The organism is Streptomyces sp. NPDC101165, from assembly GCF_044768135.1.
GTDB lineage: Bacteria > Actinomycetota > Actinomycetes > Streptomycetales > Streptomycetaceae > Streptomyces.
In genome coordinates, this window is record NZ_JBIWPG010000029.1 from 43,335 (window position 1) to 68,933 (window position 25,599).

The window sequence follows — 25,599 nt, forward strand, 5'->3', positions numbered from 1 at the left end:
CGATGTCGCATCAGAATCCACATGGATGGAGTGAGGGCCGGATGGTCTCAGCAAGGGTGAGCAGGGGTGCGGTACTCGGAGCGGTCGTGCTGTCGCTCGTCGCGGTCCCGGCGCGGGCCGCGACCGCACAGGCGGACGCGCCCACGCCGGCGGAGCTTCCGGCGCCCGACACCACGGGCCTGGACGCGGTGCTGCGCTCGGCGGTGGCACAGGGCGCCCCCGGTGCGCTGGCCCGGATCGACGACAACGGCAGCACCTACCGGCTGAGTCGGGGCGTCTCCGACCGCGGCACCGGGCAGGGCATCAGCACCGACGACCGCTTCCGCATCGGCAGCGTCACCAAGTCCTTCTCGGCCGTGGTCCTGCTGCAGCTGGCCGACGAGCACAAGCTGGACCTGGATGCCCCGGTCAACCGCTACCTGCCCAAGCTGCTGCCGGACGACCGCATCACGGTCCGGCACATCCTGAGCCACCGCAGCGGCCTGTACGACTACAGCGACGACATGTTCGCCAAGAGCGTGTCCGGCTTCGAGGCGGTGCGGAACAAGGTCTACACCTACCAGCAGCTGGTCACGCTCTCCCTGAAGAAGCCTCGCACCAACGAGCCCGGCGCCGCGTACTCGTACTCCAACACGAACTTCGTCGTGGCGGGCATGCTCATCGAGAAGCTCACCGGGCACTCCGTGAAGACCGAGTACGAGAATCGCATCCTCAAGCCGCTGAACCTGACCGACACCTTCTACGTCCACCCCGACACGAAGATCCCGGGCCGGTACACGCGCGGGTACCTCACCCCGGACACGGCCGGCGCCCAGCTCGTCGACGCGACCGCGCAGACGGTGTCGTGGGCGCAGAGCGCGGGCGCGATCATCTCCAGCGCGCGCGACCTGAACACGTTCTACTCGGCGCTGCTGCGGGGGAAGCTGATGTCCTCTGCCCGGCTTGCGGAGATGGAGCGGTTCACCCAGGTCACCAGCACCACGGCGTACGGGCTCGGGCTGCGGCGGCGGGATCTGTCGTGCGGGGTGTCGGTGTACGGGCACACGGGGGCGGTGCAGGGGTACTACACGTACGCGTTCGCCTCCAAGGACGGGAAGCGGAGTGTCGCCGCCGTGGCCAACACCTCCAACAACTCGAAGGTGCTGAACACGATGGCGGGGGTGCTGGAGTCGGCGTTCTGCGGCAAGCCGGCGCAGAGCGGCTCGGCGGTGATGGAGGGGGATCTGAAGGAGTAGGGGTTCGTCGTCGCCGGAACCTGCCCGGGCCTGCCGTGCGTTCCTTGTGATGTGACGAGCGAGTTGGCTCCCGGAGGGAATCTGGCGCTGCCGGGCGGCGCGCTGGTGTTGCGGGTCGCCGGGCCCTTCGACGTGTCCGCCCTCGTCACGGACGGGGGCGGGAAGGTCGGTGGGGACGGGGACTTCGTGTTCTACAACCAGCCGGGTGCGCCTGGGGTGCGGCTGCGTGGCGACACACTGCACGTCGATCCGGCGCGGCTGCGGGCCGGGGCCACCCGGGTCACCGTCGCCGTCAGCGCGGCCGAGCCGGGCACGCCTCTCGGGCGGTTGCCTGCGCCCCGGCTGGAAGTCACCGACGGATCCGCGCGCACCACTTTCGCACGCTTTGTCCCGCCGCAGCCCGGGCCGGAGACGGTGCTGCTGCTCGCCGAGCTGTACCAGCGGGGTCCCGGCTGGAAGCTGCGGGCGATCGGGCAGGGGTATGCCGACGGGCTGGCGGGGCTGGCCCGGGACTTCGGGGTGGACGTCGTGGACGACGGTCCGCAGGCGGGGCCCGCTCCGGATGCCGACGGCTTCCTCGGGCCGGTCAACTCCGCCCGGGCCCGGGCCGGCTCCCCGCCGGTGGCGCTCGACGCGCGCCTCGGCTCCGCCGCCCGGGTGCACGCCGAAGCGATGGCCGCCGCCGGCCGGCTCACCTCCGAGGGCCTGGACGGCGTCTCGGTCCACCAGCGGATCACGGCAACCGGATACGCGTACGTCACCGTCGGCGAGCACCTCGTGTCCGGGCCGCGCACCCCGGCCGAGTTCGTCGCCTACTGCCTGGACACCGGCCAGGCCCGGCACACCCTGCTCGACCCGGGCTTCACCCATCTCGGCCTGGCCCACGCCGACGCGGGCGACCGGTACTGGACCGCGCTGTGGGCCAGGCCGCTGACACAGGACGAGCTGTCCCGGACGGTGGCCGAGGTCGTCGCGCTCACCAACGCCGAGCGGGCGCGGGCCGGGCTGGCTCCGCTGGCGGCCGATCCGCCGCTCGCACGGGCCGCGCAGGCGCACTGCGCGGACATGGTGGCCCGCGACTTCTACGCGCACACCTGCCCCGACGGCAGCCGACCCTGGGACCGGGCCGCCAGGGCAGGCTCCCGCCGGCGCGCCATCGGCGAGAACATCGCCTGCGGTCAGCGCTCCCCCGCCGAGGTGGTCGACGGCTGGATGAACAGTCCGGGTCACCGCGCGAACATCCTCAAACCGGACTTCACGCACATCGGTGTGGGCTTCACCGGCGGCGGCCGGGCGGGCACCTACTGGGCCCAGCTGTTCGGTGGCTGACCCGGCACATGCCGTGATCTTGGCGGAGCGACACCTTCCGGGACACCATGCCCCGCATGAAGGGTGATCTGTTTTCCAGTCAGCACATCGTGAGTCCGGCCGCCGAGCCGGGCATGACCGTCGAGAACGCCAAGTGCATCAAGTACGCGGTCAACGGCGAGATGTTCGCCCGCCAGGGCGCGATGATCGCGCACCGCGGCGGTCTCCAGTTCGAGCGCAAGGGCCAGGGCGTGGGCGGCATGCTCAAGCGCGCGGTCACCGGTGAGGGGCTGCCACTGATGGCGGTTCGCGGGCAGGGCGAGGTGTGGTTCGCGCACGAGGCGCAGAACTGCTTCATCGTCGAGGTGGAGCAGGGCGACCAGTTCACCGTCAACGGCCGCAACGTCCTGTGTTTCGACCCGTCGCTGTCGTACGAGATCAAGACCGTGAAGGGCTCGGGCATCGCCGGCGGCGGCCTGTTCAACAGCGTGTTCAGCGGACAGGGCCGGCTCGGCCTGGTCTGCGAGGGCAACCCGCTGGTCATACCGGTCTCGGCCCAGTACCCGGTGTACGTCGACACGGACGCGGTGGTCGGCTGGACCGCGCATCTCCAGACCTCCCTGCACCGTTCCCAGTCGTTCGGCTCGATGCTGCGCGGCGGTTCAGGCGAGGCCGTCCAGCTGATGCTCCAGGGCGAGGGGTACGTCGTGGTACGGCCGAGCGAGGAGACCCCGCAGAAGGTCCAGCAGCACTGACACCCCGTGACGTGATCTACGCCTCACGGGCAACCCCCTTTGCCGTACCGGCGTCTTGACCGACAACAGACCATGCCCTGACCCCCGGGGTCAGGGCATGTTTTCGGCACGCTATACACATCATGTATACACACCGTGTATAGAAAGGGATGCATGTACGGCAAGGCTTTCGCCCCGGAGTACCAGGGCGCCCTGACCACCCTGTCCGTGAACTCCTCGCTCGTCGACGTACTGAGCGAGGGCACCGAGCGCCTGCGCGAGGCCGAACGGTCGGGCCGCCCCGACGAGGCGGCCCGCTGCGGTCTCGCCGTCGCCGAGGCGCACCGGCGGCTCGGCCAGGTGCGGGACGCCGACCGGGCCTGGAAGGCGAGTTACCGGTCCGCCCGGGAGGCAGGGGACACGGCCGCGATGGCGTGGGCGCTGTGGAGCGGCGGCACCCTCGCCCGGCAGCGCGGCGCGTTCCCACTGGCCTGGCGGCTCCTCGGGCTCGCGGCCGAACTCGGCGAGCAGGGCGGCGACATCGTTGTCCGCGGTTACTCGCTGGCGGGCCTCGCGGAGACCGGCCGTATCCAGGGCGACTACGAGGCGGTCGGCCGGCTGCACGAGCAGCTGCTGGCCGAGGCCCGCAGGCGCGGGGAGGCCCGGCACACGGTGTGGGCCCTGGAGGGCATCGCACAGATGCACCGCAACACCGGGGAGTACGACAAGGCGTACACGCTCTTCGAGGAGGCGGCGGAGATAGCCGAGCGGGCCGAGGACCGGCGCGGCCACGCCTGGGCGCTGCGCGGGCTCGCCGACATCCTCTCGGTCCGCGACAAAGACACCGAGGGGGCGCTGGAGCTGCTGGCCCGGGCCGAGGTGACCTGCCGGGCGATGACCCTGTCCAGCGCACTCGCCTACAACCACAAGATGCGCGGCAACGTCTTCTACCGGGCGGGGCGGTACGCCGAGGCGCGAGACCTGTACGAGTTGGCCCTGGAGGAGTTCCGGGCGATGAGCGAGCCGCGCGGCGAGGCGCTGGCCCGGCTGGGTCTGGCCAAGTCGCTGGCCCATCTGGGCCACGACCGCGCCGAGACGGCGGCCGAACTCGCCGACCTGGCCCGGGTGCTGGAGCGCAGCGGACTGAGGCACGCACGGGAGATGGTGGCTCGGGCGCAGGCGGAGTTCGGCCTGGACGCGGAGGTCGTACGGTGACCCCGCTCGGCTCGGCGGTGCAGACGCCACCCTCGGCTCCGGACATCCTCGACCGTTGCCGGGAGTTGGTGCGCCCCGCGCTCACGGAGGCGGTGGGGCGGCTGCACCCCTGGGTGGCCGAGATGGCCGCGTACTCCTTCGGCTGGTGCGAGGTCGGCGGCGCTCCCGCCGCCGCTCCGGGCGGCAAGGGCGTACGGCAGGCGCTGGCGGTGCTCGGCGCCCGGGCGGCCGGCGCCGACGGGCGGGCCGGGGTGCCGGCTGCGGTCGCGGTGGAACTGGTGCACGCCTTCTCCCTGCTCCACGACGACATCATGGACGGCGACGCCACCCGGCGCCGGCGCCCCGCCGTCTGGAAGGCGTACGGCACGGGTCCCGCGGTCCTCGCCGGGGACGCCCTGTTCGCGCTCGCCGTGGAGACCCTGGCCGCCGAGCCGGGCGGCCCCGGTGCCGTACGGCTGCTGTCCACGGCCCTCGCCGATCTGGTGCGCGGGCAGGCCGACGACCTGCTGTTCGCCGCGCGGCCCTTCGGCGGGCCGGAGCGGGTCACGCCCGAGGAGTACCGGGCGATGGCCGAGCACAAGACCGGCGCGCTGCTGGGCTGCGCCGCGGCGCTCGGGGCCACGCTCGGCGGGGCGCCCGAGCCGGTCGTCACCGCACTGGACCGCGTCGGGCGGCATCTGGGCGTCGCCTTCCAGCTGGTGGACGACGTGCTGGGCATCTGGGGCGACCCGGCCGTCACCGGCAAGCCGGCCGGCGGCGATCTGCGCGAGCGCAAGAAGACCTTCCCGGTGCTGGCCGCGCTCGACTCCCCCGCGGCCCGCCACCTGCCCGCGCTGCTGGGCCGGCCCGGTCGGACCGAGGAGGCGGCCGCGCTGATCGAGCAGGCGGGCGGCCGCACGGCGGCACTGGCCGAGGCCCGCAGACACACCACCGCCGCGCGTTCCCTGCTCACGGAAGTCCCGCCGCCCGCCGCCGAGGAGATGCTCCGGCTGCTGGACTTCCTGGTGACCCGCGACCTCTGAAGCCGCGTTGACCCCGGACCCTCCGAACGCGGCGGCGCACCCGGGCATTTACCGTCGGTTACCCGCAGGTCGATGCCCGGTCATGCGCCGTTATCCCAAACTCGCAAGCGCTTTCGACGAGTTGAATAAAAGGCAGGAACGGGGCCGGAGTTTCGGATTCTTTGAACACTCACCCGCGCACCCCGCGTACCTGTGAGAAAGGACGAGTCAGGGGTTTCAGCGAGGGATGACCATGGTCAAGGCGCACGTCTCCGCACACGAGCTGGTCGCCGGCCGGTACCGGCTTCTCGAGGTCTTCACCCGGGAGACGAACCGGCTGTGGTGGTACGCGGAGGACGTGACGGCGAACCAGCCCCGCCTGGTGGCACAGACCGGCCTTCCGGACACCTGCGACCCGGACACCCTGCGCCGCGCCACGGCCCGGGTCGTCCGGACCTCCGAGACCATGCGGCTCCTGTGCCCCGGCCAGGTCGCCACGGTCGTCGACGCCGTCGTGGAGGCGGGCACCCTGTGGACGGTCACGGACTGGATCGACGGCACCCCTCTCGGCGAACTCCTCGACCGGGAAGGCCCGTTCAACCCGGCGCGGGCGGCGCGGATCGGCCTCGAACTCCTCGACGTGCTGCAGGCCGCGCACGACGAGGGCATCACCCACGGCGAGCTGAGCCCCGGCCAGGTCTTCGTCCGGGACGGGGGCCCGGTCGTGGTCGCCGGGTTCGGACTGGCGGGCGCGACGCTGGTTCCGAGGCTCACGGCACCGTCGTACGCCTCGCCGGAACAGGCCCGCGACGAGCGCATCGGACCGGCGGCCGACCTGTGGGCGCTGGGCGCGATCCTCTACACGGCGGTCGAGGGGCGCCCGCCGTTCCGTGACCGGGGCCGGCCCGACGCCACGCTGAAGGCCGTGGACCGGCTGCCCCTGCGCACCCCGCTGCGCACCGGCCCGCTCACCCAGTCCGTCCAGGGACTGCTGCGCAAGAACTCGCGGGAGCGGCTGACCCGGCCGGTGGTCCGCGAGGCGCTGATCCGGGCCCTCGACGAGGACGCCGACGCGGACCGCGACCCCGCGCCCGCGCCGCGGCTGCGCAACGCCTACGCGGCCGTCCGGCATGCGGGCCCGGAACGCGGCCGACAGATGATGGTGGCCGGGACCGCGCTGGCCGTCGTCACCGTCGCGGCGGCCGTCCTGGCCGTGACCCACCAGCTGCCCGGCACCTCCACCGCGGCCGGGACGCCGCGGCCCACCGCCACGGCCGCCCCATCGGCCGACCGCCCCGAGAACAACACCCCCGGCCCGAGCGCCAGCCCCAGCCCCAGTACGAGCACGAGCACCGGGCCGAGCCCCAGCGGCTCACCGTCCCCGGCCCTGCCCGCCGGCTTCCACCGCTACACCGCCCCGGAGGGCTTCTCCGTGGCCCTGCCGGACGGCTGGAGGCGGCTGGCCACCACACGCGGGGCCGACCACGCCTACCGCATCACCTTCGGCACGAACGCCGACTCCACGACCCTCGCCGTCACCTACAGCGAGCAGGCCGGCCCGGACCCGGTCGCCGTGTGGCGGGACGAGGTCGAACCGGTGCTGGAGCAACTCCCCGGCTACCACCGGGTCGGCAGCATCCGGGCCACCACCTACCAGGGCCACCGGGCTGCCGACCTGGAGTGGCTGTCCGGATCCGGCGACGCACGGGTGCACACCTTCGGGCGCGGATTCCTGCTCGGCGGCGGGCGCAGCTTCTCCCTGCGTTTCACCACTCCGGACCAAGCCTGGGACGATGCCGGCAACCAGCTCGCCCTCAGGACCGTGCTGCAGACCTTCCGCGAGACCAGGAGCTGACCGGCGCCCCGCACCGGACGGGCAGGGCCGTCAAAGCACTGCCAATGGGTGGATATAGGCTGTCCAGTCGCACTCGCGCACCGAGTGCGGTCCCGCCCAGACATGCCTCCAGGAGAGCCATCCGTGACCCTTGCGATCGACCCGTCCGAGACGTCCGCGCCGACCGCGGCGCCCCTGTCCGACCTCGTGGCGCGGGACGCACGCGAGTTCGGCGTCTACGCGCGCACCGGCGGCTGGGCCTTCGCGCTGATGGTGGCGCGCAGCGTGCGGCCGGGCGGGCAGGCCGCCGGTGAGACGCCGAAGGTGTCGGCTAAGGAGTTCGCGGAGCTGGCCAGCTGCTCGCCCGAGCGGGTCATGCGCTACTACAAGGCCTGGGACCGCGCGGCCGACGACGGGCTCGTCCCGCACTTCGAGGCGCTCCACCCGGGCCAGGACGTCGAGCTGCCGGACGCCGACGTGTGGCTGAGCTACTACGTCTCCCGCAACAGCGCCACCTCCGAGCGCGGCACCGCCATCGCCCAGGCCGCCGAGGCCGAGGGCATCCGCCCCACCAAGGCTCTGGAGGTCGCCGAGAACCCCACCGCGCTGCGCGCCGCGATCCTCGCCGACCCCTCCACCGCCCGGGCCGCCCGCTCCGCGCTGCTGGACCGGCTCAAGGAGGACACGCACCTGCAGGCCGAGCTGGCCCGGGACGTCGTACGCACCGACGACCTGAAGAAGGCCGTGGCGAGCGAGAGCCGCTCGGCCGACCGGATCGGCTACGTCCGGCAGATCGCCGAGTCCGGCCGGATCAGGACGCCGGCCGGCCAGACCGTGGACGCGCCCGTCGAGCTGCGCGAGGAGGCCGAGCGGCATCTGTCACTGATCGACGAGCTGGAGGACGGCGAGGACACCGGCGAGTGGGCCACCGAGGCCTACGACACCCTGAAGTCGCTCGTCGCCGAGACGGTCGAGGCCGACCCCGAGCTGCGGGTCCAGGAGCGGCGGACGAAGTTCTACAGCAGCCTGCAGAAGGCGACCCGGGCGTTCGAGGAGCTGACCTTCGACGACGCCCAGGACTTCTACGAGGACGACATGGTCCAGCGCCTGGAGGAGCTCCAGCAGGCCATCGGCAGCTGCCTGACCGCGCTGCGCGGGGCCACGGGCAGCCAGTCGTAGGGCCGGCGGACATCCTCAGCCCGGGCTGAGTAGCGGTACTCATGCCCGGGCCGTCGGCCGCCGCCACCATGGGGGCTCCTTCCTCTCCTCCTGCAAGGAGCCCCGCCATGACCGCAGTGCACCCCGCCCCGCTGCCCGCACCGCGCCGTGTGCCGCCCGCCCTGTTCGCGGGTGTGGTGGCCGTGGGCCTCGCCGTGTCGGCGTGGGACGTGCACGACCGCACGACCTGGTTCCTGGAGACGGTCTGGGCGCTGGTCGGGCTGCCCCTGGTGGTGCTGGTCTGGCGGCGCTTCCCGCTGACCGGGCTGCTGTGCGGGCTGCTGGCCGCGCACGCTCTGGTCCTCGCGGTCGGCGGCCACTACACCTACGCGCAGGTGCCGGCGGGCGACTGGGTGCGGGACACCTTCGGTCTGTCCCGCAACCCGTACGACCGGTTCGGGCACCTGATGCAGGGCTTCGTCCCGGCCGTCCTCGTCCGCGAACTGCTCACCCGCACCTCGCCGCTGCGCGGCAGCCGCTGGCTGGCCCCGCTCACCGTGTGCGCCTGCCTCGCCTTCAGCGCCTGCTTCGAACTGCTGGAGTGGGCGGCCGCCGTGATCGGCGGGCACAGCGCGGACGCCTTCCTCGCCACCCAGGGCGACGTGTGGGACACCCAGTGGGACATGTTCTGTGCCCTGATCGGCGCCGTACTGTCGCTGCTGCTGCTCAGCAGGGTGCACGACCGTCAGCTGGCCGCGCTGGAAGCCCGTACGGCCGGCTGACCGCCCCGGACGGCACCTACCAGCGCTGTTCCACCTGGTCCTTGATCCGGCGCTCGTACAGGTCGCGGATCGCGGTGAACGTCTCGTCGGGCAGCGGCGGCAGCTTGGCGGCGGCCGCGTTGGCCCGGGCCTGCTCCGGGTGGCGGGCCCCGGGGATGACGGTGGTCACGCCGGGCTGCTCGGCGATCCAGCGCAGGGCCAGCTGGGCCGGTGTGTACCCCTCGGGGGCGAGCGCGGCGAACTCGGCGGCCGCCTCGACGCCGGTCGCGTAGTCGACGCCGGAGAAGGTCTCGCCCTGGTCGAAGGCCTCGCCGTGCCGGTTGTAGGTGCGGTGGTCGTCGGCCGCGAACACCGTGTCCTCGGTGTACTTGCCGGACAGCAGTCCGGAGGCGAGCGGCACACGCGCGATGATGCCGACGCCCGCCTCCCGTGCCGCCGGGAGCACCTCGTACAGGGGCTTCATGCGGAACGGGTTGAGGATGATCTGCACGCTCGCCACGTTCGGCCGGGCGATCGCGGTCAGCGCCTCGGCGCAGGTCTCCACACTCACGCCGTACGCGGCGATCCGCTCCTCGGCCACCAGGGTGTCGAGGGCGTCGAACACCTCGTCCGAGGAGTAGACGGGGGTGGGCGGGCAGTGCAGCTGCACCAGGTCGAGGCGGTCGACGCCGAGGTTGCGGCGGGAGCGGTCGTTCCAGGCGCGGAAGTTGTCCAGGACGTAGTTCCCGGGGATCTGCTCGACCCGGCGGCCCATCTTGGTGGCCACGAGCACGTGCACATCGGGCCGGCCGCCCAGGAAGGCGGCGATGGTCGACTCGCTGCGTCCGTCGCCGTACACGTCGGCCGTGTCGAAGAAGGTGACCCCGGACTCGGCCGCGGCCTCCAGGACGGACAGGGCCTCCTTGTCGTCCACGTCGCCCCAGTCGGCGCCCAGCTGCCATGTGCCGAGTCCGACGACCGATGCCCGCTGACCCGACCTGCCGATTACGCGTTCGTCCATGGCGTCAGTGTGTCACCAGGCCTCGCATCCCGCGGAACACGTGGCTCCGGTGGGAGCCCGCGCGTGTTTCACCCGCATGGGTGATTGAGGACTCGACGGAACGCCGGTCGCCGTAAAGCGGCCCTTAGCGTGAGTCCGTGATCGATCGTTCAGTGAGTAACTTCCTTTCCCGCAACGGCGGTTCGGTTCCCGTGACCCGCCGCGGCTTCCTGCGCACCGCCGCCGCGCTGGCCGCCGTACCGGTGCTGGTCGCGGCCGATCCGGCCCTCGCCGCGGCCGAACTCCCGGGGTTTCCGGCCGAGGTGGCGCTCCACCGCTCGGCGTACCGCAACTGGGTGGGCGAGATCACCGCGGACGGGCTGTGGGCCTGCGCGCCCTCCACGCCGGAGCAGGTGCTCTCCGTCGTCAACTGGGCGTGGCGCAACGAGTGGCGGGTGCGTGCGCGGGGCAGCTCGCACGGCTGGTCACCACTGACCATCTCCGACGGCACGACGGCGGACGCCCGCGTCCTGCTGGTCGACACCGCACCCCATCTGACCGGTGTGGCGCTGGAGTCCGCGTCGGCGGTGCGCGCCGGCACGGGCGTGACCCTCGAAGCCCTGCTCACCTTCCTGGAGGAGCACGGTCTGGGCCTCACCGCCACACCCGCTCCCGGCGACCTCACCCTCGGCGGCGCCCTGGCGATCGACGCGCACGGCACGGCCGTGCCGGCCGACGGTGAGCACCCGCCGGCCGGCACGACGTACGGCTCGCTGAGCAACCGGGTGCTGGAGCTGACCGCGGTCGTGTGGGACGAGGCCGCGGGGGCCTACGTCCTGCGGACGTTCCACCGCACCGAGGCGGACTGCGCCGCGCTCCTGGCCCAGCTCGGCCGGTCCTTCGTCACGGAGGCGGTCCTGCGGGTCGGCCCGGACAGCAACCTGCGCTGTGTCAGCCGTACCGACATCCCGGCCTCCGAACTGTTCGCCGCGCCCGGCTCCCGCGGGCGCACCCTGGAGACGTTCCTGCGGCGTTCGGGCCGGGTCGAGACGATCTGGTTCGCCTTCACCGAGTTCCCGTGGCTGAAGGAGTGGAGCGTCACCCCCGTCAGACCGCTCACCTCACGGCACGTCACCTCGCCGTACAACTATCCCTTCTCCGACAGCGTGCCGCCCCTCGTGGCCGACCTGGTCGGGCGCATGTTCACGGACGCGGCCTGGTACCTGGCGCCGGCGCTCGGCAACGCACAGCTCGACGTGGCCGACCTGGGGCTGGCGACCACGCTGTCGGCCGATCTGTGGGGGCGGTCGAAGAACACCCTGCTGTACCTGCGGCCCACCACGCTGCGGGTGACCGCGAACGGGTACGCGATCCTCACGACGCGGGCCGGGGTGCAGCGGGTGGTGCACGAGTTCACCAGCCGTTACCGGGAGCGGCTCGAGGCGTACGCGGCGCTGGGCCGGTTCCCGGTGAACGGCTCGGTGGAGATCCGGGTGACCGGCCTGGACGACCCTGCCGACACGGGCGTCGAGGGCGCCCGCGCCCCGCTGCTGTCCGCGCTGCGGCCGAGCGGGGCCCACCCCGGGTGGGACACCGCGGTGTGGCTGGACGTGCTGACCCTGCCGGGGACACCGTACGCGGAGGCGTTCCTGCGCGAGCTGGAGCGGTTCCTGCTGGACACGTACGACGGCGGGTACGCCCTCGCGCGCGTGGAGTGGTCCAAGGGCTGGGCGTACACCGAGGACGCCGTCTGGAGCGACCCGGAGGTGCTGGGTTCGGCCGTGCCCGGCTCGTTCGAGGACGGCGTGTGGGAGCAGGCGGTCGGGATCCTCGACCGCCTGGACCCGCACCGGGTGTTCGGGAACGACTTCCTCGACGGTCTGCTGCGCTGACTTCGCCTGGAAGCCGCTGACTACGCCTCGAAGTAGTGGCCCTCGTCGAGGTCGGCGAGGAGGCCGGGCCCCTGCGGCTCCCAGCCGAGGAGCCCGCGGGTCCGCGTGCTCGACGACGGGCAGTCGGCGCCGGCGAACCGGCCGAGCCAGCCGAAGTGGTCCTGGGCCCCTTCGCCGGGGACGCTGACGACGGGTACGTCCAGGTGCCGGCCGATGACCGCGGCGATGTCCCGGAAGGGCACCCCTTCCTCGTCGGTCGCGTGCAGCCGGGTGCCCGCCGGCGCGGACTCCAGGGCCAGCCGGTACAGCCGGGCCGCGTCCGAACGGTGCACGCCCGTCCAGCGGTTGGCGCCGTCGCCGAGGTAGGCCGACACGCCCTTCGCCCGGGCGATCCCGATCAGGCGCGGTACGAACCCCTGATCGCCCCGGCCGTGCACGGAGGGGGCGAGCCGGACCAGGCAGGCACGCACCCCGCGCTCGGCCAGCGCGAGCGTGGCCTCCTCCGACGCGGTCCGGTGCCCGCCCGGCGCGGGCCCGTCCTCCTCGGTGACCGCACCGTCCGCCCGGACGATCCCCGTGCCGGAGGTGACCAGGAAGGGCTTGCCGGAGCCGGTCAGAACGGCGCCCATCGCCTCGACGGCGCGCAGGTCGGTGGCGCCCGCGGCGTAGATGTCGGTGAAGTCGTGGATGAAGGCCAGGTGGATCACGCCGTCGGCCGCGGCCGCGGCGCGGGCCAGCCCCTCGGGGTCGTCCAGGCTGCCGCGGTACGCCTCGGCCCCCGCCGACTTCAGCGAGGCCTCGGCCGCGTCCGAGCGGGCGAGGCCGACGACCTCGTGCCCGGCGGCGATGAGTTCGGGAACGACGGCTGATCCGACGAACCCCGTGGCACCGGTGACGAAAACACGCATGGTTGATCTGCTCCTCGGATGCTGGGCGGGAATGACTTCATCGTTGGTCCGGGGCCGCCTCCAGGTCCAAAGCCTGTTTCGCATGACGCAATGCAGATCAGGCATCACCGCAGGTCAGAACTGTTGCGAGCATCCGAGAAGGGCGCACGTGGCAGTACGCTTGAGGCATGACCGACGCGGCCGCCCCCATGGATCTCGACCTTCGGCTGGTGCGGTACTTCACGGTCGTGGCCGAGCACCGGCACTTCGGCCGCGCCGCGACCGCCCTGCACATCGCCCAGCCGTCGCTGAGCCGTCAAGTGCGGCGTCTGGAACAGCAGTTGGGCGCCCGGCTCTTCGACCGCACCCCGCAGGGCACCCGGCTCACCGAGGCCGGAGAGGCCTTCCTGCCGCGTGCGAAGGCGCTGTTGCGCGCCGCGGCCCAGGCCGCCGCCGTCGCCCGGGCCGCCGCCGAGCCCAGCCGGATCACCATCGGCTTCACCACGGGCGTCTTCGTCACCCCGGCGGTGCGCGACCTGCGGCGCAGGTTCCCGGAGGCCGACGTGCGGACCGCGCATCTGCGTTGGAACGAGGCACGGGACGCACTGCTCGACCACCGCGTGGACGCGCTCGTGGCCCGGCTGCCGTTCGTCACCGAGGGCCTGCGGGTGACGGTCCTCTACGACGAACCGCGGATCCTGGTCGTCCCGCGCGACCACCGGCTGGCGGGCAAGGAGTCGGTCACCGTGGACGACATCGCCGACGAGCCGCTCCCCCGGGTACCGGACCGGCTCTGGGACGCGTTCTGGCGCATCGACCCCCGGCCCGACGGCAGCCCGGCCCCGGACGGCCCGTACATCGACGACATCGAGGACAAGTTCGAACTCGTCGCCTCCGGGCAGGCGGTGGCGATCGCGGCGGGCGTCCCCGCCCTCCGCATCCGCCCCGGCCTCACCTCGATCCCGCTGCACGGCGTCGAACCGAGCCATGTCGCGCTGGCGACCCGCGCGGGCGACAACGGCCGGCTGCTCGCGGCGTTCCGCAGGTGCGCGGAGACGCTGCTGACCGGCGCCCAGGCCGTCGAGTGACTCAGGTGCCGGGCGTCAGCTGTTCCTGTACGAGGGGGCCGTAGCGGTCGGCGATGACGTCGATGTCGGTCTCGCGCAGGTGCGGGCCGCGCGCGATGCCGTACATCGCACCGAGCCCGAGGAGGCCGGCGACGGCGAGTTCGGCGCGCAGGCCCGTGTCGGGGCCGGTGAGCCGGGCGGCGAGGCGTTCGGTCACCTGGGTGCGGAAGTTGGCGCGCAGGATCTCGCCGTGGTCGCCCTGCAGGGGCGCGAAGGCGATACGCACCAGCGGGTCGGCGCCGCGCTCGCGCTGGCTGGCCAGCACATGGCGGACCATGTGGCGGCCCAGCTGCTCCAGCGGCGCGTCGAGCAGGTCGTCCGCGTCGGTGTCGAAGGACATCACGCGGGCGAAGAGGGCGTCCTTGTTGCCGAAGTACTTCAGGATCAACGGCGGGCTGACACCGGCCCGTTCGGCGACCGCCTTCAGGGTGATGTCGGCGTGCGCGTGGCGGGCCAGCAGGTGGCGGGCGGCCTTGAGGATGACCGCCTTGGTGGCCTCGGCGTCGCGGCGTGCGGGGGCTTCCGGGGCGGGCGCTCGGGGGCCGGATGGAGTGCTCACGGCACTCATGCTCCCTCCATCGCCTCGTCGCGCGCGCCCCGGGTGGCTCCCCCGGCGCGCCGGGCGTCGCCGGTGGGTCCATCGCCGGGGATGGACAGGGCCGCGGCGCAGGCGACCAGGGCGATGGCCCCGGCCATCCCGAACGCCAGCAGATAGCCGTGCAGTGTGGGCACCGGAACGCCACCCACGGGGCTGCTGTGGTGGACGAGGACGGCGGCGACGGCGGCGCTGGAGACGGCCTGGCCGATGGTGCGCATGAGGACGTTGACGCCGTTCGCGGAGGCGGTCTGGGCGGCCGGGACGGCCCGCAGGATCAGGGTCGGGAGCGCGGAGTAGGCGAGGGTGGTGCCGGTCGCCACCACCGTGGCACCGAGGATGATCATCCACAGGTCGCGGCTGTCGGCGATGCGGACCGCGTAGCCGCAGGCGATGACGGCGGCGCCCAGGGCGAGGGTGATGCGCGGGCCGCGCGCGGCGGAGATGCGTGCGGACAGGGGCGAGAAGAGCAGCATGGTGACGCCGCCGGGCAGCAGGCACAGGCCGGTGGCGACGATGGACAGCCCGAGGCCGTAGCCGGTGGCCTTCGGCGCCTGCACCAGCTGGGCGGTCACGAGCGAGTTGGCGTAGAAGGCGAACCCGGTCAGCAGGGCCGCCACATGGGACAGGCCCACCCGCGGCCGGGTGACCAGGCGCAGATCGACCAGCGGCCGCTCGGCGCGCAGCTGCTGCCACCACCACAGGGCGAGGACGGCGACGGCCGCGAGGAACAGCCCGAGGATCCGGGGGCTGCCCCAGCCCCACTGACCGCCCTGGGAGACTCCCAGCAGCAGGCACACCAGTCCGGCGGCCAGGCCCAGCGTGCCGAGGACGTCGAAGCGGCCGGGCTCGCGCACCGGCGACTCCCTCACCGCCCACCAGGTGGCCGCCACACCGAGTGCGCCCAGGGCGCTGGTCAGCCAGAACATGGTGTGCCAGTCGGCGTACTGGATGACCAGCGCGGCGAGCGGCAGACCGAGGGCGGCGCCGATGCCGACCGTGGAACTCATCAGCGCCACCGCCGAGCCCCGGCGCTCCGGCGGGAGTTCGTCGCGCAGGATGCTGATCGAGAGCGGGACGACGGAGGCGGCGGCGCCCTGGAGGGCGCGGGCCGCGATGAGCACGCCGATGTCGGAGGACAGGGCGCACATCACCGAGCCGACGGTCATCAGGCCCAGCGCGGCGGTGAGCACCCGGCGCTTGCCGTACATGTCGCCGGCCCGGCCGAGCACGGGGGTGAGCACGGCCCCGGCCAGCAGGGTCGCGGTGACCATCCAGGAGACGGTGGCCGCCGAGGCGTGGGTCAGCCGTGGCAGGTCGGGCAGGAGCGGTACGACCACGGTCTGCATGACGGCCATGAGGATGCCGCCCGACGCGAGCACCGGGATGGTGAGGCGGTCCCGCAGCCGGGGCGCCGCGGTGGACGTGCCGGGCGGCTGGGGTATCGGGGCGGGGTGGCCCATGGGCGCTCCTGTGAACGGCTCGGACGACTCGGTGAATAGAAATTCACCTTATCGAGTGAATGGCCATTCACCCAAGGACTCCAGCCATGGGGGGGGGACCGCGATGGAGGGGGGAGACAGCGGAGCGCACTAGCTCCGGTGCGCCGTCGATCGGGCATGCAGGGCGCGGGCCGCCCTGGGGCCGACCCAGCGCTTGAACCTGCGCAGGACCTCCAGCCGTCCTGCCGCCTTGTCGATGCCGTAGTAGAGCTGCGGCGGGACGTACGGCAGCAACGGCGAGTGGCGCTGGCCGAGCAGGGCGAACATGCGGTGCGGGGGCAGGTGGATGTAGCGGGGCAGGTTCTCGTACCACTGGGCGCTGCAACGGGCGGCGCTCTGCGCGGAGAGCAGTTCGGACCTGCGCTGCCGTCCGTAGGCGGCGAGCGCCGCGGGGAGGGTGGCGTGCTCGCCGAGGGCGGCGGCGAGGCACATGGCGTCCTCCAGGGCGAGGGTGGTGCCCGCGCCGATGGAGTAGTGGGTGGTGTGGGCGGCGTCGCCGAGCAGGACGAGGTTGTCGCGGTGCCAGGTGCGGTTGGTGAGGGTGCGGAAGGTCGGCCAGGGGGCGCCGCGACCGGCGATGAGGGGGTGGCCGTCGAGGATTCCGGCGAAGAGCTTCTCCAGCAGCGCGAGCCCCTTGCCCTCGTCCGTCCGGTCCAGGCCGAGGCCGGTGAGGGTCTCCGGGGAGCACTCCATGACGCAGGTGCTGTGTTCGCCGCTGTAGCCGTAGCCGTAGCACCAGATCCAGCCGTGCGCGGTCTCCACGAAGGCGAAGGTGAAGGCGTCGAAGACCTTGGTGGTGCCGAGCCAGAGGTAGTGGTTGCGGCCCTCGCCGAGCTGCGTGCCGAAGTGGTCGGCGTGGCGGGTGCGCAGGGCGCTGTGGACGCCGTCGGCCGCCACGACCAGGTCGGCCCCGGGCAGGTCGGCGGCCGTGACCTCGCTCTCGAACTGCAGCCGTACGCCGAGGGATCGGGCGCGTTCCGCGAGGATCTCCAGAAGGCGGTGGCGGCCGATGCCGTGCCCCTCGTCGCCGTGCTGCCGGGTCACCCGGTCGCGGACGTGGGCCACACCCTGGTTCCAGCGGACCGAACTCTGCTCGATCGCACGCGCGGACTCGGGGTCGTGCTCGTGGAGCCGGTCGAGCAGCGCGCGCCAGTACGTGACGCCCCAGCCGTAGGTGGAGCCCTCGGGGTCGCGTTCGTGGACGGTGATGTCATGGGCGGGGTGCTGCCGCTTGAGCAGGATGGCGAGGTACAGGCCGGCGGGCCCGCCTCCGACACAGACGACCTTCACGCACCCACCCCTGACGATTACCGATCGTGGCCGAACGGCACCGCAGGGTAGCAGGGGTGCGGACGGGCTTCGGGATCGCGTCAGTCTGGCGCGGTGACCCGCACCACTCGGGCGGATCGCGAACGGGAAAGATCACCGAATTCCCGGACACCTCGGCAAGGAATTCCCTGTTCCGCAGCAGAAGAGCCCATCACCGCAGCAAGATCATCTTGATTCAATCTTCTACGACATGTGGCTAATTGTCCGGATCACGGCCAACCGGTTCCGGGCGATTTCTTCCCCTCCGGGACGGCCCGGTAGGCATGCGGAGTCACCACTCGAACTCCCCCCACAGGAGGACACGCATGCCCGAAATCACCCGGCGCCGCGCGCTCACCGCGGCGGCCGCCCTGGCCGCAACGGCCTCGGCCGCCACGCTCGTCGCACCCGGCGCCTCGGCCGCCGAACACCAGCACGGCGCACCGGATTCCTTCGACGAGGTCTACAAGGGCCGCCGAATACAGGGTCGTCCGTCCAGCATGGACGGTCACCACCACGAACACGGCGGCGGTTACTCCGTGTTCGTCGACGGGGTGGAGCTGCACGTGATGCGGAACGCGGACGGCAGCTGGATCAGCGTCGTCAGCCACTACGACCCGGTGTCCACGCCGCGCGCCGCCGCCCGTGCTGCGGTGGACGAGCTGCAGGGCGCCCCGCTGCTGCCGTTCCCCGCCAACTGACCGCCCTCGCAAGGACATCCGGAGCACCACGCACATGACCGTTCGCAAGAACCAGGCCACTCTGACCGCCGACGAGAAGCGCCGTTTCGTCAACGCAGTCCTCGAACTCAAGCGCAGCGGACGCTACGACGAGTTCGTCCGCACGCACAACGGCTTCATCATGGCCGACACCGACAGCGGTGAACGGACCGGCCACCGCTCCCCGTCCTTCCTGCCCTGGCACCGCAGATTCCTGCTCGACTTCGAGGGGGCCCTGCAGGCGGTCGACTCCTCGGTCGCCCTGCCGTACTGGGACTGGAGCACCGACCGCACGGTGCGCGCCTCGCTGTGGGGGCCGGACTTCCTCGGCGGCACCGGGCGCAGCAGCGACGGCCGGGTGATGGACGGCCCGTTCGCCGGGTCCACCGGCAACTGGCCGATGAGCGTCCGCGTGGACGGCCGTACGTTCCTGCGCCGCTCGCTCGGTACGGGCGTGCGCGAGCTGCCGACGCGCGCCGAGGTGGAGTCCGTGCTGGCCATGGCCACCTACGACATGGCGCCGTACAACAGCTCCTCCGACGGCTTCCGCAACAACCTCGAGGGCTGGCGCGGGGTCAACCTGCACAACCGGGTCCACGTGTGGGTCGGCGGGCAGATGGGCACCGGGGTCTCCCCCAACGACCCTGTGTTCTGGCTGCACCACGCCTACGTCGACAAGCTGTGGGCCGAGTGGCAGCGCCGGCACCCGGACGCCGGCTACGTGCCGACCGGCGGGACGCCCGACGTCATCGATCTGAACGACACGATGAAGCCGTGGAACGACGTGCGCCCGTCGGACCTGCTGGACCACACGAAGTTCTACACCTTCGACAGCTGATCAGGCCTCGGCGGTACGGCACTCCGGGTGGCCCCAGCCCTGCGCGTTCTTGGCGATGGACTCGCCGGCCGCGTAGCTGCGGCCGCACAGGCAGCGGCCGGGGAACTTCGCCTTGATGGTGCGCGGGGACGCTCCGCCGGCGGTCCGGCGGGGCGCCTTGCGGCGGGCGGCGGCCGCCTTGGGCGTGTCGGGCGACGGGGGCGGCTCCGGGGAGCCGAGGTCGCTGCCCGCCTCTTCCTGGACCGAGGCGGCCTGGCTGGCGGCGCGGTCGGCGAAGTCGTTCAGCGGGTCGCCGTCGACCTGGTGGGCGGGGACGTAGCGGAACTCGACCGAGCGGCCGTCGAGCAGCTCGTCGATGCGGACCACCAGCTCCTGGTTGGCGACCGGCTTGCCGGCGGCCGTCTTCCAGCCGTTGCGCTTCCAGCCGGGCAGCCAGGTGGTGACCGCCTTCATCGCGTACTGCGAGTCCATGCGGATCTCCAGCGGCACGTCCGGGTCGACGGCCGCCAGCAGGCGCTCCAGGGCGGTCAGTTCGGCGACGTTGTTGGTGGCCCGGCCGAGCGGACCCGCCTCCCAGCGGGCGGGGGTCCGCTCGTCGTCCGAGACCACCCATGCCCATCCGGCCGGTCCGGGGTTTCCCTTCGAAGCCCCGTCGCACGCGGCCACCACACGTTCACGCATGCGGTCGATCATGCCATGGCCGCGCCCGCCATCGCTCCGCGCCTGGTCAGACGTCCTGGAAGCGGGGCCTGTCGCCCTCGGTGGTCGTGGTGTCGATCACGGAGAAGTTCGCGCCCTGCGGGTCGCTGAGCGCCGCGAACCGGCCGAAGGGACTGCTCATGGGCCCGAAGCGCAGAATGCCGCCCAGCTTGGCGGCCCGGGCCACGGCCGCGTCGCAGTCGTCGACGCCGAAGTACACGTTGATGTACGACGGGATCTCGGCCGGGAACTCGTCGGTCATCCGCATCCGGCCCAGAACCGTGTCGTCGTCGAGGTTGAAGACGCGGAAGTCGACCCCGTCGTCATCGAGTTGCTTCGCCGCGTACGGGAAGACGGCCGTGAGGAACGTGTCCGTCTTGTCGGGGTCGCGGGTGAAGACCTCGGCCCAGCAGTAGGCACCGGGCACCGCCGTCGCCTCGAAGCCCTCGTGGACACCCGCCTGCCACACACCGAACACCGCACCGCTGGGCTCGAGAGCCAGGCACATCGTGCCGAAATCGCCGACCTGCATCGGCTCCATCAGCACCTCGCCGCCGCTGTCCCGGATCCTGGCCGCGGTGGCGGCGGCGTCCGGCGACGCGAAGTACAGACACCACTGCGACTGCCCCTCCTGGCCGGGCATCGGCGGCACGACGGCGGCCACCGCCTTGCCGTTCGCATAGGCCTGTGTGTAGTTGCCGTACTCCGACGTCGCCTCGCCGAAGGTCCAGCCGAGGACCTCGCCGTAGAAGTTCTTGGCGCCCTCGATGTCGGTGAACATCGCGTCGGCCCAACAGGGCGTTCCTTCAGGTTGCACGGCCATGGTCGCGGCCCTCTCCGATGAGACGGATTGTCCGTATTCTCACGCTAGTCATCCCTGGGGCGCCCCGCGCGCCGAACGGGTGAAACTGCCCGACACTGGACGAGGGAGGCGCGGGGAGACGGCGGGCTTCGGTGAGACGAGGCGCGGAATGTCGGAGTTGATGGCGACGGCAGGGACGACGCGGGCATGGTCGGTGCCCCGGCCCGGGCCGGTGGAGGAGAACCCCCTCCGATTCGTCGAGCGGCCGGTGCCCGTACCCGGGGACGACGAGCTGCTGGTCCACGTGCGCGTCTGCGGAGTGTGCCGCACCGACCTGCACGTCACCGAGGGGGACCTGCCGGTGCACCGGCAGGGGGTGACCCCCGGGCACGAGGTGGTGGGTGTGGTCGCCGGGTTCGGCGCGGGCGTCGAGGGTTTCGCCGTGGGCGACCGGGTGGGCGTGGCCTGGCTGCGGCACACCGACGGCGCGTGCGCGTACTGCCTGCGGGGCGCCGAGAACCTGTGCCCGCGGTCCCGGTACACCGGCTGGGACGCCGACGGCGGTTACGCCGAGTACACGACCGTACCGGCGGACTTCGCCTACCGGCTGCCGGGCGCACTGGACGACGTGGCACTGGCACCGCTGCTGTGCGCCGGGATCATCGGCTACCGCGCGTTGCGACGCGCCTCGCTGCCGCCGCGCGGCCGGCTCGGGCTGTACGGCTTCGGGGGCAGCGCCCACCTGTGCGCGCAGGTGGCCATCGCCGAGGGCGCCACCGTGCACGTCCTCACGCGCGGCGCGGCCGCCCGGCAGCTGGCCCTCGAACTGGGCGCGGCCTCGGCACGCGACGCGTACGAGCAGCCGCCGGAACCCCTGGACAGCGCGATCCTGTTCGCGCCGGTCGGCGACCTGGTCCCGGTCGCGCTGCGGGCGCTGGACCGCGGCGGGGTCCTGTCCGTGGCGGGCATCCACCTGAGCGACGTACCGCCGCTGCACTACGAGACCGACCTCTTCTACGAGAAGGAACTGCGCAGCGTCACCTCCAACACACGCGCGGACGGCCGCGAGTTCCTGGAGAAGGCCGCGCTGCACAAAGTCCGCGCGACGACGCACACGTATCCCCTGTCGCAGGCGCCACAGGCCCTGAAAGACCTCAAGGCCGGGCACTTCGAGGGGGCGGCGGTGCTGGTGAACGATCTTTCCCGAGCGCAAACGTGAGGATTCACCGCGTGCGGAGGCAGAGTTCCGGCGCATGATCACGAACGCGGCCTCCCGGCGCTCTCGACGGTGGGTTTGCACCACTTGTTGATCAAAGGCGCCCCCTTCGCGCTGTACCCGAAGATCACGCGTCCTGTTTGGCTGGTCGGAGCGCACCGGCACCCCGTGCCCCACCGACCGATCCCCATCACCCCCGTTCGCCTCTCCGCAGGAGGGAATGTGTCCACTCCGGACATCGCCACCGGTTCCGCAGTCGACGAACCCGATCCCGGGCCCCCGACCGACGGGCAGCTCACCAGCCTGAGCACGCGGGCGGCCCGCAACCTCGCCACGACGACCAAGTCCGAACCGCAGATGCAGGCCATCACCTCGCGATGGCTGCTGAAGACCCTGCCGTGGGTGGACGTCAAGGGCGGCACGTACCGGGTCAACCGCCGTCTGCAACTGCGTACCGGGCGCGGGCGCGTGCACTTCGAGCAGAACGGCGCCGACGACATCCGGGTCGTTCCCGAGACGCTGACCGAGCTGCCGATCCTGCGCGGCTACCCCGACCTGGACGTACTGCGGGAGATGGCCACCCGCTTCCAGCCCCGGGAGGTGCGCCCGGGCCAGGTGCTGTTCGAGGCCGGGCAGCCGGTCACGGAGACGTACCTGGTGGTGCACGGCAGGTTCACCCGGTTCGCGGCCGGCAAGTACGGCCAGGAGGAGATCGTCGGGGTCGTCACGGACGGCGACCAGATGGGCGACGAGGCGGTCGGCCAGTCCGACCCGCTGTGGCTCACCTCGGTGCGGGCGGAGACGGCGGGCGTGGTGCTGGCGCTGCCCTGGGACGTCGTCCAGGAGTTCACCGAGCGGGCGCCGTCCCTCGCCGCCCATCTCCACGCGTACGTCGAGCAGCAGCGCAAGCCGATGAACCGCAAGGGCGAGGCGGAGGTCCCGGTGCAGGCCGGCCACGTCGGCGAGCAGACCCTGACCGGCGGCTTCGTGGACTACGAACTCGCCCCCCGTGAATACGAGTTGTCGCTCACCCAGACCGTGCTGCGGGTGCACACCAGGGTCGCCGACCTCTACAACAGCCCGATGGACCAGACCCAGCAGCAGCTGCGCCTCACGGTCGAGGAGATCCGTGAGCGCCAGGAGTGGGAACTGGTCAACAACCGGGAGTTCGGGCTGCTGCACAACATCGACTACGGCCAGCGGATCAGCTCCTTCACCGGGCCGCCGACGCCCGACGACATGGACGAGCTGCTCTCCATGCGCCGCAAGACCAAGGTGTTCCTGGCGCATCCGAAGGCGATCGCGGCTTTCTTCCGGCAGTGCAACCGGCGCGGTCTGATGCCCGCCTCCGCGAACATCGACGGACACGAGATCCCGGCCTGGCGCGGTGTCCCGATCTATCCGTGCAGCAAGATCCCGATCAGCGACGACCACACCACCAGCATCATCGCGCTGCGCACCGGCGAGGCCGACCAGGGCGTCATCGGCCTCTACCAGACCGGTATCCCGGAGGAGTTCCAGCCGGGCCTGAACGTCCGCTTCATGGGTATCGACACCGCCGCGATCATCAACTACCTCGTCACCGCCTACTACTCGCTGGCCATCCTGGTCCCCGACGCCGCGGGGGTTCTGGAGAACGTCCAGCTCGGCCGGACCGCCGACTGACGGCCTGGAGCACGCCATGAGCACACCCACCCACTCCTACGCACTCCCCGGGCCGCCGAACATCGCCCAGAGCATGCGCCGGCCGCGGCGCACCGGGGTGATCCCCGGACTGCACTACCAGCCGGCCGTTCCCGCCGACCCGGAGAAGGCCGCCGAGATCGACCGGCGGCTCGAGACCTGGGCCCGCGACCTGGATCTGTTTCCCGAGGCCTGGACCGGGGAATTCTCGGACTTCCAGTTCGGCCGGGCCGTCGTCCTCCAGCATCCGGGCGCTCTCGACCTGGACCGCCTCACCGCCGCGGGCAAGCTGCTGCTCGCCGAGAACATCGTCGACTCCTGCTACTGCGAGGAGGACGAGGGCCGGGGCGGATCGCGGCGCGGTCTGGGCGGCCCGCTGATCGTCGCCCAGTCGGCGCTCGACCCCTTCCACGGCATCCCGGAGCTGGAGGAGGAGTGGCGCGAGGGCATCCGGGCCGACGGCCCGCTGCGCTCGTACCACTTCGCCCTCGCGGACTACGCGGCCATCGCCACGCCCAGCCAGACCGACCGGTTCGTGCACGACATGGCCCGGCTGCACATGGGCTACCTGGGCGAGGCCGCCTGGATGGAGACCAAGTACGTGCCGCGGGTCTGGGAGTACCTGGTGATGCGGCAGTTCAACAACTTCCGCCCCTGTCTGTCGCTCGTCGACGCGGTGGACGGCTACGAACTGCCCGAACAGGTCTACGCCCGGCCGGAGATCCAGCGGATCACCGCCCTCGCGTGCAACGCCACCACGATCGTCAACGACCTGTACTCCTTCACCAAGGAGCTGGCGAGCGATCCGGACCATCTCAATCTGCCCCAGGTGGTCGCCGCCAACGACCGGCGCGGCCTGAAGGCGGCCTATCTGAAGTCCGTCGAGATCCACAACCGGATCATGGAGGCCTTCGAGGAGGAGTCCGCCCTCCTGTCCGCCGCCTCCCCCCTCGTCGAGCGCTACGCCCAGGGGCTGTCCGCGTGGGTCGCCGGCAACCACGAGTGGCACTCCACCAACACCAGCCGCTACCACCTTCCCGACTACTGGTGATCCCACCAGTTCTCTGAAACACCGTCAGACGCACTTCGAGGAGTCACTGTTGACCACCGCCCCTGTCGCCCGGAAGACCCCCACGTCAGCTCCGGTGCCGACCCAGTCCACGTACCAGACCCGTGTCGCGGACTACTGGAACGCCGAGGAGAACCCGGTCAACCTCGAACTCGGAAAGATCGACGACCTGTACCACCACCACTACGGCATCGGGGACGCCGACTGGTCGGTACTCGACGAGCCCGACCCTGACCTGCGCAGGAAGCGGGTCACCGGTGAACTGCACCGTCTGGAGCACGCCCAGGCCGAGCTGCTGGCCGGCCACCTCGGCCCGCTCACCCCCGCCGACCGCGTCTTCGACGCCGGCTGCGGCCGGGGCGGCGGCAGCGTCGTGGCGAACCTGCGCCACGGCTGCCACTCCGACGGTGTCACGATCTCCGCCAAGCAGGCCGACTTCGCCAACGAGATGGCCCGCAAGCGGGGCATCGACGGCAAGGTGCGCTACCACCACCGCAACATGCTCGACACCGGCTTCGAGTCGGGCGCGTACGCCGCGTCGTGGAACAACGAGTCCACCATGTACGTCGAGCTGGACCTGCTGTTCGCCGAGCACGCCCGGCTGCTGCGCCGCGGCGGACGGTACGTGGTGATCACCGGCTGCTACAACGACACCTACGGGCAGGCCTCGCGCGAGGTGTCCCTGATCAACGCGCACTACATCTGCGACATCCACCCGAGGTCGGAGTACTTCCGCGCGATGGCCCGCAACCGGCTGGTGCCGGTGCACGTCGAGGACCTGACGCAGGCCACCATCCCGTACTGGGAACTGCGCAAGGAGGCGGACCACCTGGTCACGGGCATCGAGGACACCTTCCTGTCCGCGTACCGCAACGGCAGCTTCCAGTACCTGCTGATCGTGGCCGACCGGGTCTGACCCCGGCGGGCCGACGGGCGGGGGGGGCGGTGTCCGACGACGCCGCCCCCCTCGGTATTTCGCTCGACACGCGACGCGCCGGGCCGTTGGATGGGGCCCC

The 25,599-nt window shown here is 72.0% G+C and carries 23 protein-coding genes; 16 read left to right on the plus strand and 7 right to left on the minus strand.

Annotated elements, in window-relative coordinates; translation table 11 throughout:
* Positions 1 to 41: 41 nt before the first annotated feature.
* From ACIRVH_RS41385 to ACIRVH_RS41420, 8 genes are all read left to right on the plus strand, one after another.
* Positions 42 to 1,235, plus strand: coding sequence for a serine hydrolase domain-containing protein (locus ACIRVH_RS41385; protein WP_403964954.1), 1,194 nt, complete (start codon positions 42 to 44; stop codon positions 1,233 to 1,235).
* A gap of 51 nt (positions 1,236 to 1,286) precedes the next feature.
* Entirely contained in the window at positions 1,287 to 2,564 is a 1,278-nt protein-coding gene (locus ACIRVH_RS41390; RefSeq protein ID WP_403964956.1) for a CAP domain-containing protein, read from the plus strand.
* Positions 2,565 to 2,620: 56 nt separating this feature from the next.
* A complete protein-coding gene (locus ACIRVH_RS41395; RefSeq protein WP_403964958.1) occupies positions 2,621 to 3,298 on the plus strand; it encodes an AIM24 family protein in 678 nt (225 codons plus the stop codon).
* Positions 3,299 to 3,451: 153 nt separating this feature from the next.
* Positions 3,452 to 4,492: a tetratricopeptide repeat protein gene (locus ACIRVH_RS41400; RefSeq protein WP_403964960.1), complete on the plus strand. Its 1,041-nt coding sequence runs from the start codon at positions 3,452 to 3,454 to the stop codon at positions 4,490 to 4,492.
* Positions 4,489 to 5,514, plus strand: a complete 1,026-nt coding sequence (locus ACIRVH_RS41405; protein ID WP_403964962.1) for a polyprenyl synthetase family protein — start codon at positions 4,489 to 4,491, stop codon at positions 5,512 to 5,514. Before ACIRVH_RS41400 ends, ACIRVH_RS41405 begins: the two co-directional genes overlap by 4 nt.
* 226 nt (positions 5,515 to 5,740) lie before the next feature.
* On the plus strand, positions 5,741 to 7,348 hold the full coding sequence (locus tag ACIRVH_RS41410) for a protein kinase (protein ID WP_403964964.1): 1,608 nt from the start codon (positions 5,741 to 5,743) through the stop codon (positions 7,346 to 7,348).
* Between the two features lie 123 nt (positions 7,349 to 7,471).
* The gene (locus tag ACIRVH_RS41415; RefSeq protein ID WP_403964966.1) at positions 7,472 to 8,506 is read left to right on the plus strand and encodes a hypothetical protein; all 1,035 of its coding nucleotides are present in this window, start codon (positions 7,472 to 7,474) and stop codon (positions 8,504 to 8,506) included.
* Positions 8,507 to 8,613: 107 nt separating this feature from the next.
* Complete coding sequence (locus tag ACIRVH_RS41420; protein WP_403964968.1) at positions 8,614 to 9,267, plus strand: DUF2238 domain-containing protein; 654 nt, start codon at positions 8,614 to 8,616, stop codon at positions 9,265 to 9,267.
* Between the two features lie 16 nt (positions 9,268 to 9,283).
* Here ACIRVH_RS41420 and ACIRVH_RS41425 read toward each other — a convergent pair whose 3' ends face one another.
* The gene (locus tag ACIRVH_RS41425; protein WP_403964970.1) at positions 9,284 to 10,267 is read right to left on the minus strand and encodes an aldo/keto reductase; all 984 of its coding nucleotides are present in this window, start codon (positions 10,265 to 10,267) and stop codon (positions 9,284 to 9,286) included.
* 137 nt (positions 10,268 to 10,404) lie between these two features.
* Here ACIRVH_RS41425 and ACIRVH_RS41430 point away from each other — a divergent pair, with 137 nt between their 5' ends.
* Entirely contained in the window at positions 10,405 to 12,138 is a 1,734-nt protein-coding gene (locus tag ACIRVH_RS41430) for a cholesterol oxidase substrate-binding domain-containing protein (RefSeq protein ID WP_403964972.1), read from the plus strand.
* Positions 12,139 to 12,158: 20 nt separating this feature from the next.
* On the opposite strand, the gene ACIRVH_RS41435 is transcribed toward ACIRVH_RS41430, so the two are convergent.
* Positions 12,159 to 13,046, minus strand: a complete 888-nt coding sequence (locus ACIRVH_RS41435; protein WP_403964974.1) for an SDR family oxidoreductase — start codon at positions 13,044 to 13,046, stop codon at positions 12,159 to 12,161.
* A gap of 167 nt (positions 13,047 to 13,213) precedes the next feature.
* On the opposite strand from ACIRVH_RS41435, the gene ACIRVH_RS41440 reads away from it, so the two are divergent.
* Complete coding sequence (locus ACIRVH_RS41440) at positions 13,214 to 14,113, plus strand: LysR substrate-binding domain-containing protein (protein WP_403964976.1); 900 nt, start codon at positions 13,214 to 13,216, stop codon at positions 14,111 to 14,113.
* A gap of 1 nt (position 14,114) precedes the next feature.
* Here the strand turns inward: ACIRVH_RS41440 and ACIRVH_RS41445 are convergent, their stop codons facing one another.
* The 3 genes from ACIRVH_RS41445 to ACIRVH_RS41455 all read right to left on the minus strand — a co-directional run bounded on the left by ACIRVH_RS41445 (position 14,115) and on the right by ACIRVH_RS41455 (position 17,539).
* Positions 14,115 to 14,720: a TetR family transcriptional regulator gene (locus ACIRVH_RS41445; RefSeq protein ID WP_403964978.1), complete on the minus strand. Its 606-nt coding sequence runs from the start codon at positions 14,718 to 14,720 to the stop codon at positions 14,115 to 14,117.
* On the minus strand, positions 14,717 to 16,210 hold the full coding sequence (locus ACIRVH_RS41450) for an MDR family MFS transporter (RefSeq protein ID WP_403964980.1): 1,494 nt from the start codon (positions 16,208 to 16,210) through the stop codon (positions 14,717 to 14,719). Before ACIRVH_RS41450 ends, ACIRVH_RS41445 begins: the two co-directional genes overlap by 4 nt.
* 129 nt (positions 16,211 to 16,339) lie before the next feature.
* Positions 16,340 to 17,539 carry an FAD-dependent monooxygenase gene (locus tag ACIRVH_RS41455; RefSeq protein ID WP_403964982.1) on the minus strand — a complete coding sequence of 400 codons (1,200 nt, stop codon included), beginning with the start codon at positions 17,537 to 17,539 and terminating at the stop codon, positions 16,340 to 16,342.
* Between the two features lie 344 nt (positions 17,540 to 17,883).
* Between ACIRVH_RS41455 and ACIRVH_RS41460 the strand changes: the two genes are divergently transcribed.
* The gene (locus ACIRVH_RS41460; RefSeq protein WP_403964984.1) at positions 17,884 to 18,258 is read left to right on the plus strand and encodes a tyrosinase cofactor; all 375 of its coding nucleotides are present in this window, start codon (positions 17,884 to 17,886) and stop codon (positions 18,256 to 18,258) included.
* 34 nt (positions 18,259 to 18,292) lie between these two features.
* Positions 18,293 to 19,114, plus strand: a complete 822-nt coding sequence (locus ACIRVH_RS41465; RefSeq protein ID WP_403964985.1) for a tyrosinase family protein — start codon at positions 18,293 to 18,295, stop codon at positions 19,112 to 19,114.
* Here ACIRVH_RS41465 and ACIRVH_RS41470 read toward each other — a convergent pair whose 3' ends face one another.
* Together ACIRVH_RS41470 and ACIRVH_RS41475 are read right to left on the minus strand one after the other, a co-directional pair.
* Positions 19,115 to 19,807 (minus strand): ribonuclease H, encoded by a 693-nt coding sequence (locus ACIRVH_RS41470; protein ID WP_403964987.1) that lies wholly within the window; start codon positions 19,805 to 19,807, stop codon positions 19,115 to 19,117.
* Positions 19,808 to 19,841: 34 nt separating this feature from the next.
* Complete coding sequence (locus ACIRVH_RS41475) at positions 19,842 to 20,636, minus strand: VOC family protein (protein ID WP_403964989.1); 795 nt, start codon at positions 20,634 to 20,636, stop codon at positions 19,842 to 19,844.
* A 148-nt stretch (positions 20,637 to 20,784) separates the two neighbouring features.
* Between ACIRVH_RS41475 and ACIRVH_RS41480 the strand changes: the two genes are divergently transcribed.
* The 4 genes from ACIRVH_RS41480 (at position 20,785) to ACIRVH_RS41495 (ending at position 25,499) form a co-directional block, all read left to right on the plus strand.
* A complete protein-coding gene (locus tag ACIRVH_RS41480) occupies positions 20,785 to 21,834 on the plus strand; it encodes a zinc-binding alcohol dehydrogenase family protein (protein ID WP_403964991.1) in 1,050 nt (349 codons plus the stop codon).
* A 219-nt stretch (positions 21,835 to 22,053) separates the two neighbouring features.
* Positions 22,054 to 23,496 carry a family 2B encapsulin nanocompartment shell protein gene (locus ACIRVH_RS41485; RefSeq protein ID WP_403964993.1) on the plus strand — a complete coding sequence of 481 codons (1,443 nt, stop codon included), beginning with the start codon at positions 22,054 to 22,056 and terminating at the stop codon, positions 23,494 to 23,496.
* A gap of 16 nt (positions 23,497 to 23,512) precedes the next feature.
* Entirely contained in the window at positions 23,513 to 24,565 is a 1,053-nt protein-coding gene (locus tag ACIRVH_RS41490; RefSeq protein WP_403964995.1) for a family 2 encapsulin nanocompartment cargo protein terpene cyclase, read from the plus strand.
* 49 nt (positions 24,566 to 24,614) lie between these two features.
* Positions 24,615 to 25,499 carry a geranyl diphosphate 2-C-methyltransferase gene (locus tag ACIRVH_RS41495; RefSeq protein WP_403964997.1) on the plus strand — a complete coding sequence of 295 codons (885 nt, stop codon included), beginning with the start codon at positions 24,615 to 24,617 and terminating at the stop codon, positions 25,497 to 25,499.
* Positions 25,500 to 25,599 lie beyond the last annotated feature (100 nt).

Bases quoted from the DNA above. Each gene is read 5' to 3' on its own strand.
- ACIRVH_RS41465 (WP_403964985.1), top strand. From the start codon at position 18,293: ATGACCGTTCGCAAGAACCAGGCCACTCTGACCGCCGACGAGAAGCGC.
- ACIRVH_RS41460 (WP_403964984.1), top strand. From the start codon at position 17,884: ATGCCCGAAATCACCCGGCGCCGCGCGCTCACCGCGGCGGCCGCCCTG.
- ACIRVH_RS41425 (WP_403964970.1), bottom strand. From the start codon at position 10,267: ATGGACGAACGCGTAATCGGCAGGTCGGGTCAGCGGGCATCGGTCGTC.
- ACIRVH_RS41445 (WP_403964978.1), bottom strand. From the start codon at position 14,720: ATGAGTGCCGTGAGCACTCCATCCGGCCCCCGAGCGCCCGCCCCGGAA.
- ACIRVH_RS41475 (WP_403964989.1), bottom strand. From the start codon at position 20,636: ATGGCCGTGCAACCTGAAGGAACGCCCTGTTGGGCCGACGCGATGTTC.
- ACIRVH_RS41400 (WP_403964960.1), top strand. From the start codon at position 3,452: ATGTACGGCAAGGCTTTCGCCCCGGAGTACCAGGGCGCCCTGACCACC.
- ACIRVH_RS41450 (WP_403964980.1), bottom strand. From the start codon at position 16,210: ATGGGCCACCCCGCCCCGATACCCCAGCCGCCCGGCACGTCCACCGCG.
- ACIRVH_RS41470 (WP_403964987.1), bottom strand. From the start codon at position 19,807: ATGATCGACCGCATGCGTGAACGTGTGGTGGCCGCGTGCGACGGGGCT.
- ACIRVH_RS41440 (WP_403964976.1), top strand. From the start codon at position 13,214: ATGACCGACGCGGCCGCCCCCATGGATCTCGACCTTCGGCTGGTGCGG.
- ACIRVH_RS41420 (WP_403964968.1), top strand. From the start codon at position 8,614: ATGACCGCAGTGCACCCCGCCCCGCTGCCCGCACCGCGCCGTGTGCCG.
- ACIRVH_RS41490 (WP_403964995.1), top strand. From the start codon at position 23,513: ATGAGCACACCCACCCACTCCTACGCACTCCCCGGGCCGCCGAACATC.
- ACIRVH_RS41395 (WP_403964958.1), top strand. From the start codon at position 2,621: ATGAAGGGTGATCTGTTTTCCAGTCAGCACATCGTGAGTCCGGCCGCC.
- ACIRVH_RS41410 (WP_403964964.1), top strand. From the start codon at position 5,741: ATGACCATGGTCAAGGCGCACGTCTCCGCACACGAGCTGGTCGCCGGC.
- ACIRVH_RS41435 (WP_403964974.1), bottom strand. From the start codon at position 13,046: ATGCGTGTTTTCGTCACCGGTGCCACGGGGTTCGTCGGATCAGCCGTC.
- ACIRVH_RS41480 (WP_403964991.1), top strand. From the start codon at position 20,785: ATGTCGGAGTTGATGGCGACGGCAGGGACGACGCGGGCATGGTCGGTG.
- ACIRVH_RS41385 (WP_403964954.1), top strand. From the start codon at position 42: ATGGTCTCAGCAAGGGTGAGCAGGGGTGCGGTACTCGGAGCGGTCGTG.